This is a genomic window from Psychromonas sp., from assembly GCF_983033635.1.
Map to the genome: position 1 here is coordinate 12,897 of NZ_CEZLMY010000033.1, position 17,815 is coordinate 30,711.

Genomic DNA, 17,815 nt, shown 5'->3' on the forward strand with positions numbered 1-17,815 from the left:
AGGCCATACACGTCCATTCACATGCTTTTTCACACTGTGCAGCTTGTATTCCGTCGAATAAATGTTAAATTTACAATAAAATTTGCAGTTAAATCAACAAGTAAAGGATTTTGTATGAATCAAATTTACAGCGAAAATTTAGCACTTCGTTTCCCTCTCAAGTTCAGACCAATTGAAAGCTATAAGGTTTCCCCTAGATCTTTCGGTAGCAATAGAAGCGGAGGAAGAAAACATGCTGGTTGTGACTTATATGCTTCTGCTGGAACTGATGTTTTATCTATGCTTGATGGGAAAGTTATAAATATTTATGACTTTTATCTTAGTACTAAAGCTATTGAAGTTGACCATGGAAAGTTTATTGCTAGATATGGGGAAATATCAAATGTTACTAATGGAATAAAAATAGGTTCAACCGTTAGCCGTGGTGATGTAATCGCAAAAGTAGGTACTTTAAAATTTAAAAGTGGTCAAACTATGTCGATGTTACATTTGGAGTTATACGGTAAATCCAAAACAGGTGCACTCACTGACCGAAATAACCTCCCTTATAAACGACGAGCAGATCTAATTGATCCTACACATTATCTTAACTCAGCTTTAGTTAAGTCGGTTTAAAATGAAATATATATACTTATTTTCATTGTTAGTTCTTGTGGGCTGTAGCATAAATTCAAATAAATCTAACCAAGCAAGATTACATGAAAAACTTTCCCCTTTAGTGTTTACATCAACACATTCTATAAGCGGGGATTTCAATGGTGATGGATTGTTAGATGAGGCTACTATCATTCAATATACTGGTAGATTTCAAGTTTCAAAGAGTATAAATGAAAAGCAATTTTGGACAAAAGGCCAAAGCAACAATGAGGTAGAGCAGGCCTTAATTATTGTTTTAGGTGTTACTAACGTAAACAACAAAATGTATGCGTTACATTATGGTTTTTCTCGATTTAATACGCCATCTTTTTCACTTTTTGCTATGACACCTGATGATAAATCTGTAGTTGAGTTAACGGCAGATGGTAATGTAATTGGAATTCCTTCAGAAGCTGGAATTGATGAATTTGTTTTTTTTAAAAACAATGAATTATTATTTTATTCCCCTGAAGAAATCCCATAAAGTAAATTTAACAAAGGAATATAAATGCTTTTAATTAATAGCATCTATTTTACTGCCGTTAGATATATCTCTAAGGTAACTCGAGCAGGATTGAAATTAACTAATAACAAGGATATCACTACGATGAAATTAAATAAAACTGGTTCTAATAAGCCTTCCTCTGCATATGTTTTAGCAACTTGGGGGGCGTTAGTTATCAGTGTTACCCACAATTAGTGGACACCTTCTATAGTTAGATTATGTCTAATATTGAGGTGACTTATGACTAAGAAACAAACTTAAGCATATACAAAAGAGTTTCGCAGAGAAGCAGTATTACGTACGGATAAAGCAGGCAATAATTCCGCTTCTGTCGCTAAAGAACTCGGTATCAGTTCTCAGCAAATTTATAACTGCCGTCGTCAGTTTAATCGCTTGTCAGACAAGCAATTTAATACCTTGAATGGTGTTAATTACTAGAAAAAAGAGAGTGAAGAAGTACGCCGTTTAAAGCGTGAATTACATGAGAAAAATCAAGAGATAGAGTTTTTGAAAAAGGCTACGTTTCCGTTACTGCAATACCAGCTCGACTTTATCGAGCGAATCAAGGCGCTTTATTAGCTTTCTGTGTTTGTATCTATTCGATAAGCTAGTTCACAAAAAACAGCCCTCGATAAGCATTCTACTGAGAATACTACGAGGGCAGCTTGGGTTCAGTGCTGCGATTTAACTGATTTGCTTTGCCGTTATTTAAGCGGCTTTAAGCGCTTCTAGCTGGCTTGCTAGGTATTCATCTAGGGTGCCTTGGAAGTTAATTATTTCTTTATCTTTAATATCGATAATACGTGTCGCTAACGATGAAACAAACTCGCGATCATGGCTGACAACAATTAACGTGCCTTCGAACTCTTTAAGTGCATTATTTAGCGCTTCAATGGCTTCCATATCCATGTGATTGGTAGGCTCGTCCATAATTAATACATTTAAGTCAGACATCATTAACATACCAAATAACAGACGGTTTTTCTCTCCACCTGAACAGTTACGGGCTTTTTTATTCGCATCGTCATCACTAAACAATAAGCGTCCTAACATGCCACGTACCATTAAGTCGTTATGACAAGGTCGACGCCATTGCGACATCCAATCCATGATGGTTAGCTCGTTTTCAAATAACTTACCGCTATCTTGCGGGCAGTAGCCGATAGTCGCATTTTCAGACCATTTCACCACACCTTCATTATTTTTTAACTCATTCACTAAACAGCGTAAAAATGTTGTTTTACCGACACCATTTTCACCGATAATCGCCAGTTTTGCGCCAGCTTCTAAGATTACTTCACCTTTTTCGAACAAGATCTCATCATCAAATCCATGCCCTAGGTTTTCTAATACAAGCGCTTGGCGATGCATCTTTTTACCGGGTGAAAAACTGAGACTAGGACTAATACGGCTGGACGATTTCACGTCATCCAGTTTAATTTTGTCCATCTTTTTAGCGCGAGAGCTGGCTTGTTTTGCTTTAGAAGCGTTAGCACCAAAGCGGTTTACGAAGTCCTGCAACTCTTCAATCTCAGCGCTTTTCTTAGCATTACCGGATAAAAGCTGTTCACGTAATAAGGCAGATTGTGCTAAGAAGAATTCGTAATTACCCGGATAAATACGTAATTCGCCGTAATCAATGTCAGCCATGTGTGTACAAACTGCATTAAGGAAATGCCTGTCATGAGAAATGATGATCATGGTGCATTTGCGTTTGTTTAACTCACCTTCTAACCAGCTGATGGTATGAATATCCAAGTTATTGGTCGGCTCATCAAGCAGCAATATTTCTGGATTTGCAAACAGCGCTTGTGCAAGTAAAACACGTAATTTCCAGCCAGGTGCAACCTGCTCCATTAAACCGTAATGGAATGACTCTTCAATACCAGCTTCAAGTAGGATCTCCCCCGCACGACTTTCGGCGCTGTAACCATCCATTTCGGCAAACTGACTTTCAAGATCACCCACTCGCATGCCGTCTTCTTCACTCATATCAGGTTTGGCGTAGATACTGTCTCTTTCTTGCTTCACTTTCCATAGGGCTACGTCCCCCATGATCACAGTATCAATTACGCTGTATTGTTCGAATGCAAACTGATCTTGGCTCAGCGTACCGATTTTGAATCCCGGTGTAATGGAAATATTGCCGGAGGTAGGCTCGAGCTCTCCACTGAGGATCTTCATGAAAGTTGATTTTCCACAACCATTTGCACCGATTAAACCGTAGCGGTTACCGTGGCCAAATTTAGCCGAAATGTTTTCAAACAGTGGCTCAGGGCCAAATTGCATCGTGATATTCGAGGTAGAGATCAAAGAAGTATTCCTAAGTTTTGCTAACGAATCTTTGTTAACGAGTATTGGGATGACAAACATGCCTCAAAATGAAACGTGCGTTAAGTCACAATAATATGGTCGCGCAGTATACAGAGTAAGCAGCTAAGTTACGAGCCTAGATGTGATGAAGATTAATAAATGAAAAAACAACTGGGGTAAAACAACTGGGGTCAGAGTAATACTCGGCCCCCAATTATCACCTTCAAGAGGGCTAGCGGCTTCCTCCAGACCTACCCTCGCAGATAATCCCTTGCCATTCGCTAGTAGTTGGCGTTTGATAACAAATATTTTATCAAACGCAGACCTTCCTACATAGGACTTTCACCTCATCAGCGCATGGCGTTAAGTGAAGTTATGGATAACAGACTGAAAAGACAGGACTGGCAAACCTTTTCCTCTGGCAGTCCAGATTTTAACCATTAATAATCAATCCATTAGATATTTAAATTTTTTTAAATAGAAAATATTCAAAATATAGCTATCTATATATTCACTTATCGGTTAATATTTAAACCGCTCTGTAATTCAGGGTTATTAATGCAATTGTAAAGTCCAAGTTTCCCTCAGATACATCATCATTGTTGTCCTTAGTGTTTCCTTTAGCTTCATCGTCACATTCAATAATTCAGTTATCAGCACATCGCTATTTCGCGATATTTTTTAATGAATTTATATAAGGGACACAACATGTCTAATTCAACTACTGGCTTAGTAAAATGGTTTAACGAAGAGAAAGGCTTTGGTTTTATCTCTCAAAATGATGGCGGAGCTGACGTATTTGTTCACTTCCGAGCTATCGCATCTGAAGGCTTTAAAACACTTACAGAAGGACAAAAAGTCTCTTTTGAAGTTGAACAAGGCCAAAAAGGTCTGCAGGCTGCAAATGTAATCGCGCTATAAATTTATAGTGTACATACAGTAGATATTGGTATACCAATATCTACTTTGATTTATCACTAGGATAAATCTTTTATATCGAACCAATACAATAACTTATATTACTCTCAGAAAATATAAACAGCGCTAACAACCTCTTTGCGTATGTATCATAAGGTTTTATATTTTCCACGTCAGATAATGATAAATAAGATTATTTCGGTTCATTCAAACAAAACAATTAAGGATATTTATGGCTAGAACAACTGGTAGAAAAAGATTTTGGTTTCACCAAAACCGCGAAGAAGATAAAATACAAACAACTAAACAAGATGAAAAATTGAACAATAATTAAATTTAATAAAATAGAATAAAATAAACTGATATGTAAGCTATTTGCGGGGAGCCTCTATCCTCTTTCAAATAGCGTTATCTAAGTTCACCGAGCCTCTATTACTTTCTCTTATTATCAATCACTACAAACTATCTTCCTGATAATTGGTTAACTATCTATTCTATACAATCGTTATATCTGTACTGGAGTGGCTTTGGGAGCAGTTCTTCTCTTATTCTTTCTGAATTTAACAAAATTGAAGCCTAACGTTTAGAAGTAACAAGCCTGATTTCTAGCAATATTGATAACCTATTGTGACCACAACTCACAGATTTTCAGTGGCTCCGCCTGCTGGCATATAGTTGCAAGCAGATTGGGATCAACGGTTTTGTTGTTTACGCAGCTATGGATAAAAGACGCCTGCTGTTTTTCCATTTCTTGTTCTTCCTGATATTGATATTCAATCAGTTGTAATCCGATAGCAGTCGCTTGACGATCCAGGTTTTCAAGAATAGGAATAATCTATTTTAAACCTCGATACTCTGGATTTTTCTTATACTCAACGATAACGGATTGAAGGTAATCGGCTCTTTTTCTATCATAATTTTTATATTCGACTAACTCTTCCAATTCCATCTTTTCTTGAGCAAATTGAGATGTGAGCTCCATGACTCTGGATGAAACTCTATTTATTACCGCTTTTAAGCCCCTGACATAATCACTATGCTCGTTGAGTTCCGCCAATCGGTTAATTTCAAAAGATGATTGATTGCGGGCGATTGTGAGCAAGTTATCGTTACAAGTTCTAAATTCCTGCTCAGACAAGATTTGCGCTGCGTCAGCGGCAAAGACTGGAACTTGCATACTGATTAGTAATGAAATAAATGACTTTAACTCAATCGGAGTAAAATGGATCGCCAGTATCTTTAGATTATTAACTTCTTTGTTTAGTTTATCGAGTAAAACAACAGCTTCTCAGAGGTCAGTCGTTTTTAAACTGAGGGTATATGAAAACTTATTATTGAACTTTCTAAAGATGAAACGAAAGTAATAAGTATTGTAACGCAGATATAAGTGATTAAAACCTTGCACAGAGATCTCCTTGCCGTGTAACAAAGAGTGTGACAAATAGTGTAACAAGTTAAGGGGTTTTGCTTAGATGTGCATGGAAGAACAGGTGGCGTTCGCCAATTAACCGGGATCTATCGATAATCATCATTCGTGTAATTCTGAAATAGGTCTGCAATCGCTCACAGGCTCAAGCGACCGACCAGCTTCCAGTATGGGCCATACCTCAGGAAGCCTATTTGGTCTTGCTTCGAACCTGGGATGCTTGAGTTGCGACATTTTCATTACATTTTTTGTTTGCCAGCTGTCTTCAAATTATTGGTAACGTATTGGGTAATAATGAACAACTGTTTATTGCCCTGCAAGTTCTTTCTCTTTAGCAATTAAGGCAACAACCCCCGTATACAGATCTTGCACGCATTGAACTTCTGTCACACCTAAACGTCTGCGGTTACTGACATCGTAAATATAGCCTTCACTCTCAGAATGCTCACCATGAATGCCCCGGATTTGTAAATGATGTTGTTCAGTGATTGAAGTGAACTCAGTCATATCTAGGCCTAAATTTGGCAGTTTAATATGTACACTGGCGCGCATAGCAGTGCCTAAATTAGTTGGGCAGCTACTAACATAACCAAGGCGTGAGCTAAAAACAAAATGCAAGTGTCGCTCAAGCTCAGTTAATGCCTGGGCTAAGCGCAGAAATACTTGTTGAATATTACCACCCGCTTGCATAGAAATAATGCGTAATTGATCTTCTTCGTTAACCCAAACCAAGAAGGTCTTCTCATCATTATGATAAATACCACGTCCTGCAGGCCAATCGCGATTCAACCCTGCAGCCCCAAGATACTTATCGCCAGCTTTAAACAAAAAATGATCATCAATCAGTCGAGCCTGCACCGCCGCGCTCATTCCTGCTAAAGCATAATAATGACCCGATAATGAACCTGAAAGCTGAGTCAATGCTGCAACAATCTTGGCTTCAACTTCATCTCGTTGCACTATTGATATAGCAGGACCTAATGGCATATTGACAAGATTACGAGCAACACGGATACGCGTAGAAACAATATAGTGATTATCCGGATCGGGATTATGATGATCAATCTCAGCAGGATTAAGATTGGTTGAATGTAATTTACTCCCTGTGAATCCGTGATACTGACGAATAATAGGGTCGAACAAGGGTGAAAAACAAGTATATGATTCAGGATCTCCAGCGTATACACCAATGCCGCTATCAGGATTAACAAGCCCTGAATTAATCGCATCCTTCAAGCTAAAACCATTTTTAGTGACCACACCTTTTAACTGTTCAAATACGTCTTTAGTTAAATTCTTTGCCATTAACGACTGATATTCTGCAGTAAAGTCTGGATACTCCATAAAGTCCTACTATTTATCCACCTAAGTATTAGCGCTATAAATTACAATTAAACAGATTCAAATACTAGCGGAAATTACAATACATAGTCATATGTGTGAGATAACAACTTAACACATAAAACAGCAGATCAAATTTTAATTATATAGTACGAGTACATTACTGCTAATAAGTCCATTTGATAACCATCTTAACTAAGCCCTGTAAACTATACTTACTCGATTACTTTAGTGAGGTGTCGTCATGGCTAAAATAAAGTTCAATTTCAAAAAAGTATATCAATTCAATCGTTTATTACTAAATTAGTGGCTAGCTTAATTGAAAAATCCGCACTAACTGCAGAGGTTGATCAGTTTGATAAACGCAAACGTCACTTAACCATCAGTAAAAAAGGGTTACAACTATGCGCAGAGATAATGCAGAAACAGCAGCCTGATATTAGTTTGTGTTTTAGCGATTGGCAGGATCAGGGTCTGCAGCAGATGTAAAAACACAGCGAAAAACTGATGAAATGGTTGGATGAAAATCGTTTATAAAAAATTACACTACATATCTTAAATGTTGATAGAAAGAGTAAGGCGCTAAGCTTAGTCAAGCCCCTTACCCATGATTTCTACTCTTCTAAGGTGCTGAGATCCCCCTCATCCTGTCCTAACGCGCGCGCCTTTAATATACGGCGCATTATCTTACCGGAGCGGGTTTTAGGTAAATTATCAACAAAGGTAACATCTTCGGGTTTTGCTATTTTACCCAGCTCATTGGCAACATGCTCGATAAGCTCAGCCTGCAGTGCTTTGTCGCCCACTAATCCCTCATTAAGAATAACAAAAGTATGGATAGCATTACCTTTTAGTTCGTGTGGCAAACCAATCGCAGCGGCTTCAGTAACGGCTGGATGGCTGACTAATGCACTTTCAATTTCAGCCGTACCGAGACGATACCCCGAGACTTTCAGTACCTCGTCCATACGCCCTATTACCCAGATATAGCCATCGGCATCTATCTTCGCGGAATCGCCTGCTTTGTAGTAGCCTTTATCCTTATAATCCCCCCAATAAAGGTCAGCATAGCGTTGATCGTCGCCCATAATGGTACGTGCCATACCTGGCCAAGGATTTTTAATCACCAGCTTGCCCTCTTCACCGCATGCAACTGCATTGCCTTGATCATCAACCACGCCAATCTCATTACCAAAAAAGGGTTGCGCTGCAGAGCCGGGTTTAAGAGGAGTAATAGGCAGTGGACAGATCATAAATCCGCCCGTTTCGGTTTGCCACCAAGTATCAATAATGGGGCATTTACTGTTACCTATCACCTCATAAAACCAGCGCCATGCTTCTGGATTTATGGGCTCGCCGACACTGCCTAATAAGCGTAAAGAGGAAAGATCATGGCGTTTTGCCCACTGATCGCCAAAGCGCATCAGGCCACGTATCGCAGTTGGTGATGTGTATAAAATATTGATGCCATACTTTTCTACCATTTGCCACCAGCGATTCGGATAAGGATAGTTTGGCGCACCTTCATACATCATAATGCTGGCACCATTAATTAAAGGACCATAAACAATATAACTGTGCCCTGTTATCCAGCCCGGATCGGCAGCACACCACCAACGATCATCAGGTTTAATATCAAAGGCCATTTTGTGGGTAGTGCTGGTATAAACACTATAGCCACCATGGGTATGCAACATTCCTTTAGGTTTGCCTGTGGTGCCAGATGTATAGAGGATAAACAGAGGATCTTCAGCGTCTAACTGCAGGGTGTCACATTTAGCACTAGCGATAGGCAGCGCTTTTAGATCGTGATACCAAAAATCACGCTCAGCTTCCATATTAACATCGAGCTGATTATATTTAACCGTGATACAAACTTCGATTGTCGGGGAGCGTTTCATCGCCTCATCGGCAATACTTTTAAGATCAATTTTTTTACCACGCCTTGAACCGCCATCAGCCGTAATTAAAATTCGGCTATGCGCATCACTAATACGTGAAGCCAATGCTTCATAACTGAAACCACCATAAACGACACTGTGAATAGCGCCGATTTTAGCGCACGCTAGCATGGCAAAAACCAGCTCAGGGACTTGCGGCATATAGATAGTCACTATATCGCCTTTTTTAACCCCCATACTTTTAAGAATATTAGCAAACTGGCAAACCTCACGATTAAGCGCATAATAGGAAAAGCTGCGCATATCACCCGCTTCACTCTCCCAAATAATCGCCAACTTATTACGATCTGCTCCCTTTAGATGACGATCAATCGCATTTTGTACTATGTTGGTTTTAGCTCCGACAAACCATTTATAAAAAGGTTTATTACTCTCATCTAAGACTTTATCCCAAGGTTGATACCAATCAAGCAGCGCAGCTTGCTCAGCCCAAAACCCCTCTCTGTCTTCAATCGAACGTTTGTACAGTGTTTTATATTCCTGCACATTAGCTTGCGCAATGACCTCTTCAGAAGGGAAGTAAAGTTGTTGCTTAGAATCTGACATAATATCACCCATGTTAACAATTTGTTAACTGAGTATAGAATGAATAAATTATTAACCGCCTGATATTTATTAAAATATTTAATTCCACTGCAACTATTTGATGCAAAACATCAATTCAGACACTTTTATTGCTTTGCGAGTGCAGGCGCAGCAGTGGCTGGGTCACCCATTAGTTAGTTCCGGTCAAGCAGGTATGTAAATTCCATATGAAATGAGACTAGAATTTACCAGTCTAATGGCGCAGATTTAATCTAATTTTCATAATACTCTTTGAGTTTGTGTTGTAATTCTGGGGAGAGATTTTTTTGAGAAGCAGAGATATTAGTCGCCAACTGATTGATATACAAACAGTTGGCAGAACAGATGGAGTTCGCCGATTAACCGGGATCTATCGATAATCATCATTCGTGTAATTCTGAAATAGGCCTGCAATCGCTTACAGGCTCAAGCGACCTACCCGCTTCCAGTATGGGCCATACCTCAGGAAGCCTATTTAGTCTTGCTTCGAAACTTTGGATGTCCGGAGTTTCGTTTTCAACCTGAGTTTTTAAAACGAATCTTTCTGGACTGACAAGCATTAAAGATTATTCAAAGTTTATAGTTTATATGTCCGAATTCTGCGATTTACATCAAAGTAAATAATTTGTAGCTAGGTTGTTAACTGGTGCGGAATGGCTGATAATTATTAATTCTCTATTGATATTCGAGTAATTAATAAATATGCCTATTTTTTCAATTATTTTAGTCTCAACCGGTTTGCTTTTCTTATTGCTTAGTTTAAAACCCGCGCTGAATATCTGCCAACAAGATGGCAATATTGGCTGGCGTATTTTAATGCTACTAATTGTTTTTTTTGCAATCGCTTACCTCTCCTATCTTTATTATCTATCCAGTGTCATAGCTGTCACTTTTGTTGAAAATAGTCTCTCCACAATTCTTATGGCAGGCGGTTTATTTGTCTTTCTGGTGATAAACTTTAGTTTTAAAAGCATCCTTAAAATTCAACATATTGCAGAACAAGAGCATCATAACTCATTACATGATTCCTTAACGGGCTTACCCAATCGCACTTGTTTTTTAGATACGATTAAAGAAAAAATAGATAATTCCCATGCGTTTTCCATTTTTGTTTTAAATATTAACAACTTTAAACATACTAATGATCTGGTGGGGCACTATTTTGCCGATCAACTGCTTATTAAAATCGCAAATTCAATTCGCAGTCAATTACCCGAAACCTGCTTTTTTGCCCGTATTGGCGGGGATGAATTTGCGCTAGTTTCTAACGCCATCACAAAAACTGAGATTAGCGACATAAATGAAGGAATTCATAATTTATCCCAATCCCCTTACCATATTAATGGCTACAACCTAAAAATTAATTTCAGTCTCGGCTGCACTCTTTTTCCTGAAAATAGTAGGCAGATGGCCACTCTGTTGCAACAAGCTGATATGGCTATGTCTGCTGCAAAACAAAAACAGATTGAATATATGGTTTTTGATAATACCTTAGCTAACGATGTCAAATATCGTCTTAAAATCGCCAGCCAATTACATCACGCGCTACAAAAAAAACAATTTGAACTCCATTACCAGCCGCTAGTAAAAAGAGAAAAAGGGAGTATTTATCATTTCGAAGCGCTAATTAGATGGCCTCAAGAAGATGGAGGGTTTATTTCCCCCGATAAGTTCATTCCCATCGCAGAACAAAATGGCCTAATCAAAGAGATCACACTTTGGGTATTAGATCAAACAGCCGAACACCTACAAAGATTCAAAGAGGTAAGTATTGATGCCTGTATCCATATCAATTTATCCGCTCGAGATCTGCAGGACGAAGACTTTCCCTTACAACTGTCTGAGCGAGTAAAAGAGCAACATATTTTACCGCATCAACTGGTATTAGAAGTAACGGAAACGGCTATGATGACTGATATGGCAACTACCAAAAAAATATTATTACAGTTAAACCAACTGGGATTTTTAATTAGCCTTGATGATTTTGGAACAGGATTTTCTTCTCTTTCCCTACTAACCGAATTCCCTATCCATCAAATTAAAATTGATCGATCCTTTGTAATACCAATGCAAGTAGGCAATCGCAACCATGCCATTGTTCGCTCTACTATTATTTTAGCCCATAATTTAGGTTGCAGTGTTGTTGCTGAAGGGGTAGAAACAAAAGCACTTGTGGATGAATTACAAGCTTTACAGTGCGATTATTTGCAGGGATATTACTACAGTAAACCACTCCCCATTGAACAGGTCATAAAATTATCTCAAGCAGTAGCGAGATCCAATAACGCATAGGGAATGCCTTTTGGTTACACGTTACATTCTCTTGCTCAGTTTTATCTTAGCTACTTGCGTTTCACGAGATTGGATCATAACCACCTCCTAGAGGTGCAGCAATGTATAACTAAAAAGTAGACGAGCGTTAAAAATCATCCAAAGTTTATGGGTGTCTGAAAAATATCTCTTCATGCTAGTGCCAGCTCAAGCCAATAAAGTTTTTGATCTTAATGACTCACTGTTTTTTGCCGTAGCAGATAGGTTTTTTGGCAAGTTATCTCTGCTAACACAAGAATGCACTGGAACTTTATTAAATCTAGAAAGCGTATCCATGATCGATTCAGGTGGTATCTCTTCACTATTGAAATTAATAGAACAATGTGAAAAGTCCAATACTAAAATCCATTTAAGTAATATGAATCGCTCGGTTGCTCGGCCACTGATCAAAGCCAAACTCAATAAAAGACAGGATAGCCTAGCTTTATTTCCCACCATCGAAGAGGCTCAAACCGCTTTTTTGCCCCCCTAATATTCACTTGTAAGAGACACAAAGCAAAAGTGCTTTATTATATAAAACGGGTTAAATATGACTTAATGAAGTACCCATAACGAGCTCAATAGATAATGATAAGAGCAGCAAAAAAACAGGCTGTCATTGGCAAATGTAGCAGAAGAAATAGCACCATCAAATCATGGCATAGCTTTAAAATGTCAGCACTTTATCTGCTTCCAATGTCCACTGCGACAACTCAATTAAAGTACTTATCTGTGCACCTTCAATCAATGTCAGAGCGGTCACGCCACGTGCGTCTATACAGGTTTTACATAGCTTTAGTTGAGCGCCCTGTGCTAGCAATATATCTAGCATCTGCTCAATATTATAACCTTCTGATGGTCGCTGATTGACCAGTGCAGCAGTCACCGCATCAGACATTAAGAAGAGGTTAATGGCCACTTGCTCCTCATACTGCTCTTTAATATTTAATGCTAAGCGCAGCGCATTAAAGGTTTTTTCTGATCCATAAGGCCCATCATTTAAAATAAAAAGTAATGTTTGCATAAAGTATAAAACTCACTGTTATTAGGGTAATCACTTACCAAAAATCAAAAAGCAGCCATTAGGTTAACTCAAAATGAGTTTAAACCAAAGCCAATATCACTGTCACTAATAGTGCAGCCAGTCGATAAGTAGGAGTAATGGAGGCAGCTATTGCTTGTTAGCATTTGCAAGTGGTTCGCCCCTAGATTTGTAGACACCTCATAACTCCCATTTAACTGCGATACCGTGTATCTTTTAAAAACACCAACTTCTGATACACACAAGGGTTTATTATGAAAATCGGATATGCGAGAGTTTCAACTAATGAACAAAACACATATCTACAGCAAACACAGTCAAAAGTCTTTGGATGTACTAAAATATTTTTCGAGCATGAAAGCGGTTACAACAAGAACGGGGAGCAATTTAAATAAGCAATTGATTTTACACGCAAATATGATTGCATTGCAGTATCATAGTTGATCATTTAGCAGGTGCTACAGTCGATGCTTTAACCGTTGCAGAGCAACTAAAGTAAAAAAATCCGCACTCTGACAGACTGCGGATTTTTATTGTTCAATTATAGGCTCCCCTGTTAGTTGACTTTCAAGTATCTGACTTGCCATGGTTCAAGTGAGATAGAGTAGCTGCCGCTTGACTCCTGAACACTACTGCCATCAATTAAGTCGGTTAACGTGCCAGAGGCTTGCATTTGCCCAGTGCTAACAGTGACTGTTTGTGCATTGTTACTTTTATTAGTGATATACAAAATAGTATCCGCGTCTTTTTGCTTCAAGTCGGCGTAAATTGTGCTGCTATCGCCCACTTGTAAATGTACGCGTGAACCACTATATAGAGCGGGCTCCTGTGCTCTAATTGTCATCAGTTTAGTAAGGTAGTTACGTAGGTTTGTTTCATTATTATTAAACCCGTCAACGCGTCCGCTGTCACGGGAAACGTGATCGTCATAATAATCTTTTTCATTTTTCATTTGCTCAAAGTTAGCCACTTCCTGACCCACTTCATCACCATAATAAAGGGTGATAGGACCCGTGTAAGCCGCCATAAAGCCGAACATCGCTTTGTGACGTAACCAGTACTCGGCATCATAGGGCTGTGCGATACCAGCTCGTTGCAATAAGTCGCCAATACGTACTAGATCGTGATTAGTAAGCATCAAGTTAGGATGAACATTAGCAGGGAATATGTCCTGCTTAGTAAATACGCCCTCTAAGGTTGAAGCTGGTAAATCTTTTTTACCGTTCTCAGCCATATGCTCTTCACCAGCAAAGGTTTGCACTATGCTGTAACGACCAGGAAAATCAAAGTTTGAGCACAGACCACGGTTATATTCACTACCATAACCCGTATCTTTAATATCTTGCTCTCCTTTCCAGATTTCACCCACCATATAACCTAATGGATGGACCGTTTGACCTTCGCTATTGGTATAGCTCACCGTATTACTGGTTTCAACAACGGCTTTACGAATATCTCGCCAAGCATCAACAGGCACTTGATATGCCTGATCTAAGCGCCAGCCATCAATTTTCAGCTCTTTGATCCAGTAAGTTGCCACTTCAGTATAATAAGGCAGGCTTCCCGGGTAGGAGACCGGATTAGTGCCGCCTTGTGGTGTATTGCCATTAGGTGACGTAGGTACGTCGCCTTTATGGTGACCAAACACTCCATCAAAAAAGACATACAGCCCTTTAGCGTGAGCGGTTTCAACTAACTCTTTGGCTTTATTAAAATCACCCCATTTAGGATCGATTCTAAAATAGTTACGCGTGAAGTAACCCGTTGCATCTAATGGGCTCGAACCTTCGGAATCAAAAATAGGGGTGAGCCAAATCGCATTCATCCCCATATTTTTAATGTAATCCAAAGAATTAATAATACCTTGTAAATCACCGTTGTGATGGCTTGTGCCATAACCTGTGCCATAACCTATATTCGAGTCGCCATCAATAAAGGCTTCTACCATCACTTGATAAATCCGCAAGTTATCTGAGTAGTCGTTATAGTTGCTGTCACAATTAGCGGAAAAAATATTATCACCGAGTTCTATGACTGACTTTTCGCCAATCGTATAATCAAAAACAGCTGTAGATTGATTGTCTGCATTATCGATAGCAAGCAGGTTAATACTGAGATCTACGCCAGTTTCAACGACATCTGAAGCGCTAATCGTTTCTCCTGTATAGAGGGTGTCATTAACCGTTGCAGCATTACCATTGGTGGTGTAGTAAAGTTTTGGTGCTGCGTCGCGGTTGTCACTCACCGTTAAGGTAATTGTTTGAGTTTCGGTATATGAACCGGCTTGAGGAGTGGCACTCACTTCGGGTGCTTTTCTATCAATGCCATCATCTTGATAATCACATGCTTCTAAAGAAAGCCAGTTATTGTTCTGGTAACAAGGTGTTGCGGGATCCAGTATTAAATCAGCAGTTTGTCCGCCGCTGCCGTTAAAGATAACATTGGCGCTCTCTATTGTTTGTGCAAAGTCAAACTTGTACCAGCCATCACCTAATGACTCAAGTGCCTCTCCAGGCCAAACTGTTTGCGCTAAAGCGGGAACAACAGTCCAGTAATGAATGTAAGGCACACTGTGGTTAACACTGTTTTGATAATAAACCACGGTATTTTCGGATGGCTCATCGGTTGTGATGCTGTAGTCAAAGCTGCTTAGTGCGCTATTACCAGAGACATCAATAGCAAACACTTTTAATAATAGATCTGCCCCTGTTGCGTTAACATCTGCCGCTGTAAAGCTTTGCTGATTACAGTTAGCAGATTGGGCAGAAGGCGTTGAACCGTCAGTTGTACAATACAGTTGTGGCGCGCTATCTTGATTATCGGTCACACTTAAAGTAACTGTCTGCGTGCTGTTATAACTGCCCGCTGCAGGGGTAGCTGTCACAACAGGCGCTTGTGTATCAGTTTCCTCCACAACAACCGCTGTCACCTCTTTAGTATCGGCGTTAATACATACTTTATAGGTGGTATTGTCGTTAACCAGAAAGTCTGTAGCAGGATAATTTTCAGACCAGTCACCAAAGTGATCAATCTTAAAGCGTGGATTAACATCTGCAAAACGCTGCTCAGTGCAGAAATTCACATTGTCACTGCTCGGCATTGCCGTTGCCACCCAATCACTGGCTGTACCACGGAAATACCAGCTGTCTTCAACAATGAAATCACCACAATCACTCACTTGGGTTGCCGTAATATTATGAGAATCACTATTAAAAATTATCTTATAACTTTTATCAGGAGAAACCGTGTAATCACCGGAGGGGTAATTTTCACTCCAATCTCCATAGCGATCTATTTTAAATCTAGGGTTATCTGAGCCGAAAGTTTGGCAGGTTTGAAAATCATTGCCGGCAACATTCTCCAGCGCGGTGGAGGCCCAGTCATTCGCTGTGCCCCTAAAATTCCAATCAGCCTGAGCGCTAACGGATGCTAACGCCAAACCAATAAAAATTACTTTTTTCATTTAATATCATCCTTGTCCATGCGGAAAACCGCATCTCGCAGTGTTAATTTCAGTGTTTAAATGAAATCAATAACAGCACAAAGAACAAGTCAGCTAGTGATAGTAGACAAAGACCTTGTTACCTTAGTACTGTGTGTAGAATCCATTCTCCACCAAGCCAAATCAGAACCATTCCAATCTAACTTTAAGCTGCTTTAAAGTGCGAGTCTTTAAAATAGCTATTTGATTACCAATATAAAATGTTCATCCTGAAAATTATTATTGGTAGATATAAAATATCAATCCGCATTTGCTCAATCTTGCTTGTTAAAATTAACACTAGCTCCGTTTTTCCATCACACAACTAGCATTACTCAAGCAAGATGTAATGATCATCCCCCCCAAAAGGCGCTTAAATTTCACACCAAACCAGCTCAGAATTCGCACAAGCTTAGGTTTTATTAAAGTTGATACAACAAAAGAGAGTTATAAATAAGAGATAGCGCATACAAATCACACAAAAATGAAATCAAGATCTTTCTTACAATAGGAGATAAGTGCATATTGCAGTGTTCGGTGCATCAAAGAGATGGGCAATAACGATTCAGAATTGGCAAACGGCCTTAAATCGCTTTATGCTTGCGTTTGAAGAGCGTCTTAAAAAGTATGTTTAAAAACTGCAGGTTGGTTCGCCCCTAGATTTGTCATCCACTTAATTCTGAAATCCCCCTGCAACCACTCACAAGTTTGTACCCTAGAAATGAAAAAACCGTTACTAATTGCTTAGTAACGGTTTCATATATTAGTTGGAGTTGGCCGATAAGCCGATTAGGTAAAGTCATTATGCTTCTAACCTGTTGATTGTGTAAGAAGCGTATCAGAACCATTAATATTTGTGTACTCGTTTATGTACCTATTTTATATGTTATTTATTCTACTAGGAGTAGGTTGAGGTTTGGCGAAATATGCAGAGCAGTCCTTGTTAATCACTCAAAGCCCACCTATTTAACAATATAGAATAAAAATATTATGAACATGAGGGGGAATCTATTAAATTAAGCACATAAACATAATAAGAGATATATCTAAATGAATATTAAAATAACCTTTTTGCTGGCAACGTTGTTTTTACTGGGGGGCTGTACTCAGCTAAACCAAGTGAGAATTGAGAGTGATTTTTATAGTAGTGAAAACCAAGTAATTGTCGAAGGCTTCAAACCTGATATGAGCAATAGAGCTTCCTATCGGTATCCGGTGATACGTACCATTTCACAATATGAAGAAGAATATCGTATTGCCGCAGAGTCTGAATATGAAAATTCAAGTGATTTAGCGAAGATAAGAAGTGGCTCTTTGT

General features: G+C 39.0%; 15 protein-coding genes and 1 pseudogene. 10 read left to right on the forward strand and 6 right to left on the reverse strand.

Annotated elements, in window-relative coordinates; all coding sequences use genetic code 11:
- The first annotated feature begins 114 nt into the window (after nucleotides 1-114).
- The 4 genes and pseudogenes from AC4GME_RS06800 to AC4GME_RS06815 form a co-directional block, all read left to right on the forward strand.
- Entirely contained in the window at nucleotides 115-615 is a 501-nt protein-coding gene (locus tag AC4GME_RS06800; RefSeq protein WP_490379176.1) for a M23 family metallopeptidase, read from the forward strand.
- A 1-nt stretch (nucleotide 616) separates the two neighbouring features.
- Nucleotides 617-1,120, forward strand: a complete 504-nt coding sequence (locus tag AC4GME_RS06805; RefSeq protein WP_490376883.1) for a hypothetical protein — start codon at nucleotides 617-619, stop codon at nucleotides 1,118-1,120.
- A 24-nt stretch (nucleotides 1,121-1,144) separates the two neighbouring features.
- Nucleotides 1,145-1,336, forward strand: coding sequence for a hypothetical protein (locus AC4GME_RS06810; protein ID WP_490379177.1), 192 nt, complete (start codon nucleotides 1,145-1,147; stop codon nucleotides 1,334-1,336).
- A gap of 81 nt (nucleotides 1,337-1,417) precedes the next feature.
- Nucleotides 1,418-1,579: pseudogene (locus AC4GME_RS06815) on the forward strand (helix-turn-helix domain-containing protein); the annotation flags it as partial.
- Nucleotides 1,580-1,849: 270 nt separating this feature from the next.
- Here the strand turns inward: AC4GME_RS06815 and AC4GME_RS06820 are convergent.
- Nucleotides 1,850-3,454 (reverse strand): ABC-F family ATPase, encoded by a 1,605-nt coding sequence (locus AC4GME_RS06820; protein ID WP_490378615.1) that lies wholly within the window; start codon nucleotides 3,452-3,454, stop codon nucleotides 1,850-1,852.
- A gap of 708 nt (nucleotides 3,455-4,162) precedes the next feature.
- On the opposite strand from AC4GME_RS06820, the gene cspE reads away from it, so the two are divergent.
- Entirely contained in the window at nucleotides 4,163-4,375 is a 213-nt protein-coding gene (gene cspE, locus AC4GME_RS06825; protein ID WP_490378616.1) for a transcription antiterminator/RNA stability regulator CspE, read from the forward strand.
- An 832-nt stretch (nucleotides 4,376-5,207) separates the two neighbouring features.
- On the opposite strand, the gene AC4GME_RS06830 is transcribed toward cspE, so the two are convergent.
- Nucleotides 5,208-5,549 carry a hypothetical protein gene (locus tag AC4GME_RS06830; RefSeq protein ID WP_490379178.1) on the reverse strand — a complete coding sequence of 114 codons (342 nt, stop codon included), beginning with the start codon at nucleotides 5,547-5,549 and terminating at the stop codon, nucleotides 5,208-5,210.
- Nucleotides 5,550-6,104: 555 nt separating this feature from the next.
- A complete protein-coding gene (locus AC4GME_RS06835; RefSeq protein ID WP_490376931.1) occupies nucleotides 6,105-7,142 on the reverse strand; it encodes a phosphagen kinase in 1,038 nt (345 codons plus the stop codon).
- Nucleotides 7,143-7,445: 303 nt separating this feature from the next.
- Between AC4GME_RS06835 and AC4GME_RS06840 the strand changes: the two genes are divergently transcribed.
- Nucleotides 7,446-7,628 (forward strand): hypothetical protein, encoded by a 183-nt coding sequence (locus AC4GME_RS06840; protein ID WP_490376932.1) that lies wholly within the window; start codon nucleotides 7,446-7,448, stop codon nucleotides 7,626-7,628.
- Nucleotides 7,629-7,753: 125 nt separating this feature from the next.
- Here AC4GME_RS06840 and acs read toward each other — a convergent pair whose 3' ends face one another.
- Nucleotides 7,754-9,646, reverse strand: a complete 1,893-nt coding sequence (acs, locus tag AC4GME_RS06845) for an acetate--CoA ligase (protein ID WP_490376933.1) — start codon at nucleotides 9,644-9,646, stop codon at nucleotides 7,754-7,756.
- Nucleotides 9,647-10,366: 720 nt separating this feature from the next.
- Here acs and AC4GME_RS06850 point away from each other — a divergent pair.
- On the forward strand, nucleotides 10,367-11,956 hold the full coding sequence (locus tag AC4GME_RS06850; RefSeq protein ID WP_490376934.1) for a putative bifunctional diguanylate cyclase/phosphodiesterase: 1,590 nt from the start codon (nucleotides 10,367-10,369) through the stop codon (nucleotides 11,954-11,956).
- Between the two features lie 151 nt (nucleotides 11,957-12,107).
- On the forward strand, nucleotides 12,108-12,467 hold the full coding sequence (locus AC4GME_RS06855; protein WP_490376935.1) for an STAS domain-containing protein: 360 nt from the start codon (nucleotides 12,108-12,110) through the stop codon (nucleotides 12,465-12,467).
- Nucleotides 12,468-12,641: 174 nt separating this feature from the next.
- Here AC4GME_RS06855 and AC4GME_RS06860 read toward each other — a convergent pair whose 3' ends face one another.
- On the reverse strand, nucleotides 12,642-12,998 hold the full coding sequence (locus AC4GME_RS06860) for a DsrE/DsrF/TusD sulfur relay family protein (RefSeq protein ID WP_490376936.1): 357 nt from the start codon (nucleotides 12,996-12,998) through the stop codon (nucleotides 12,642-12,644).
- Nucleotides 12,999-13,270: 272 nt separating this feature from the next.
- Here AC4GME_RS06860 and AC4GME_RS06865 point away from each other — a divergent pair, with 272 nt between their 5' ends.
- Entirely contained in the window at nucleotides 13,271-13,411 is a 141-nt protein-coding gene (locus tag AC4GME_RS06865; protein ID WP_490376937.1) for a recombinase family protein, read from the forward strand.
- Nucleotides 13,412-13,572: 161 nt separating this feature from the next.
- On the opposite strand, the gene AC4GME_RS06870 is transcribed toward AC4GME_RS06865, so the two are convergent.
- Complete coding sequence (locus AC4GME_RS06870) at nucleotides 13,573-16,479, reverse strand: alpha-amylase family glycosyl hydrolase (protein WP_490376938.1); 2,907 nt, start codon at nucleotides 16,477-16,479, stop codon at nucleotides 13,573-13,575.
- A 1,068-nt stretch (nucleotides 16,480-17,547) separates the two neighbouring features.
- Between AC4GME_RS06870 and AC4GME_RS06875 the strand changes: the two genes are divergently transcribed.
- Nucleotides 17,548-17,815 (forward strand): hypothetical protein (locus AC4GME_RS06875; protein WP_490379179.1); only part of this gene is annotated, 268 nt, incomplete at its 3' end.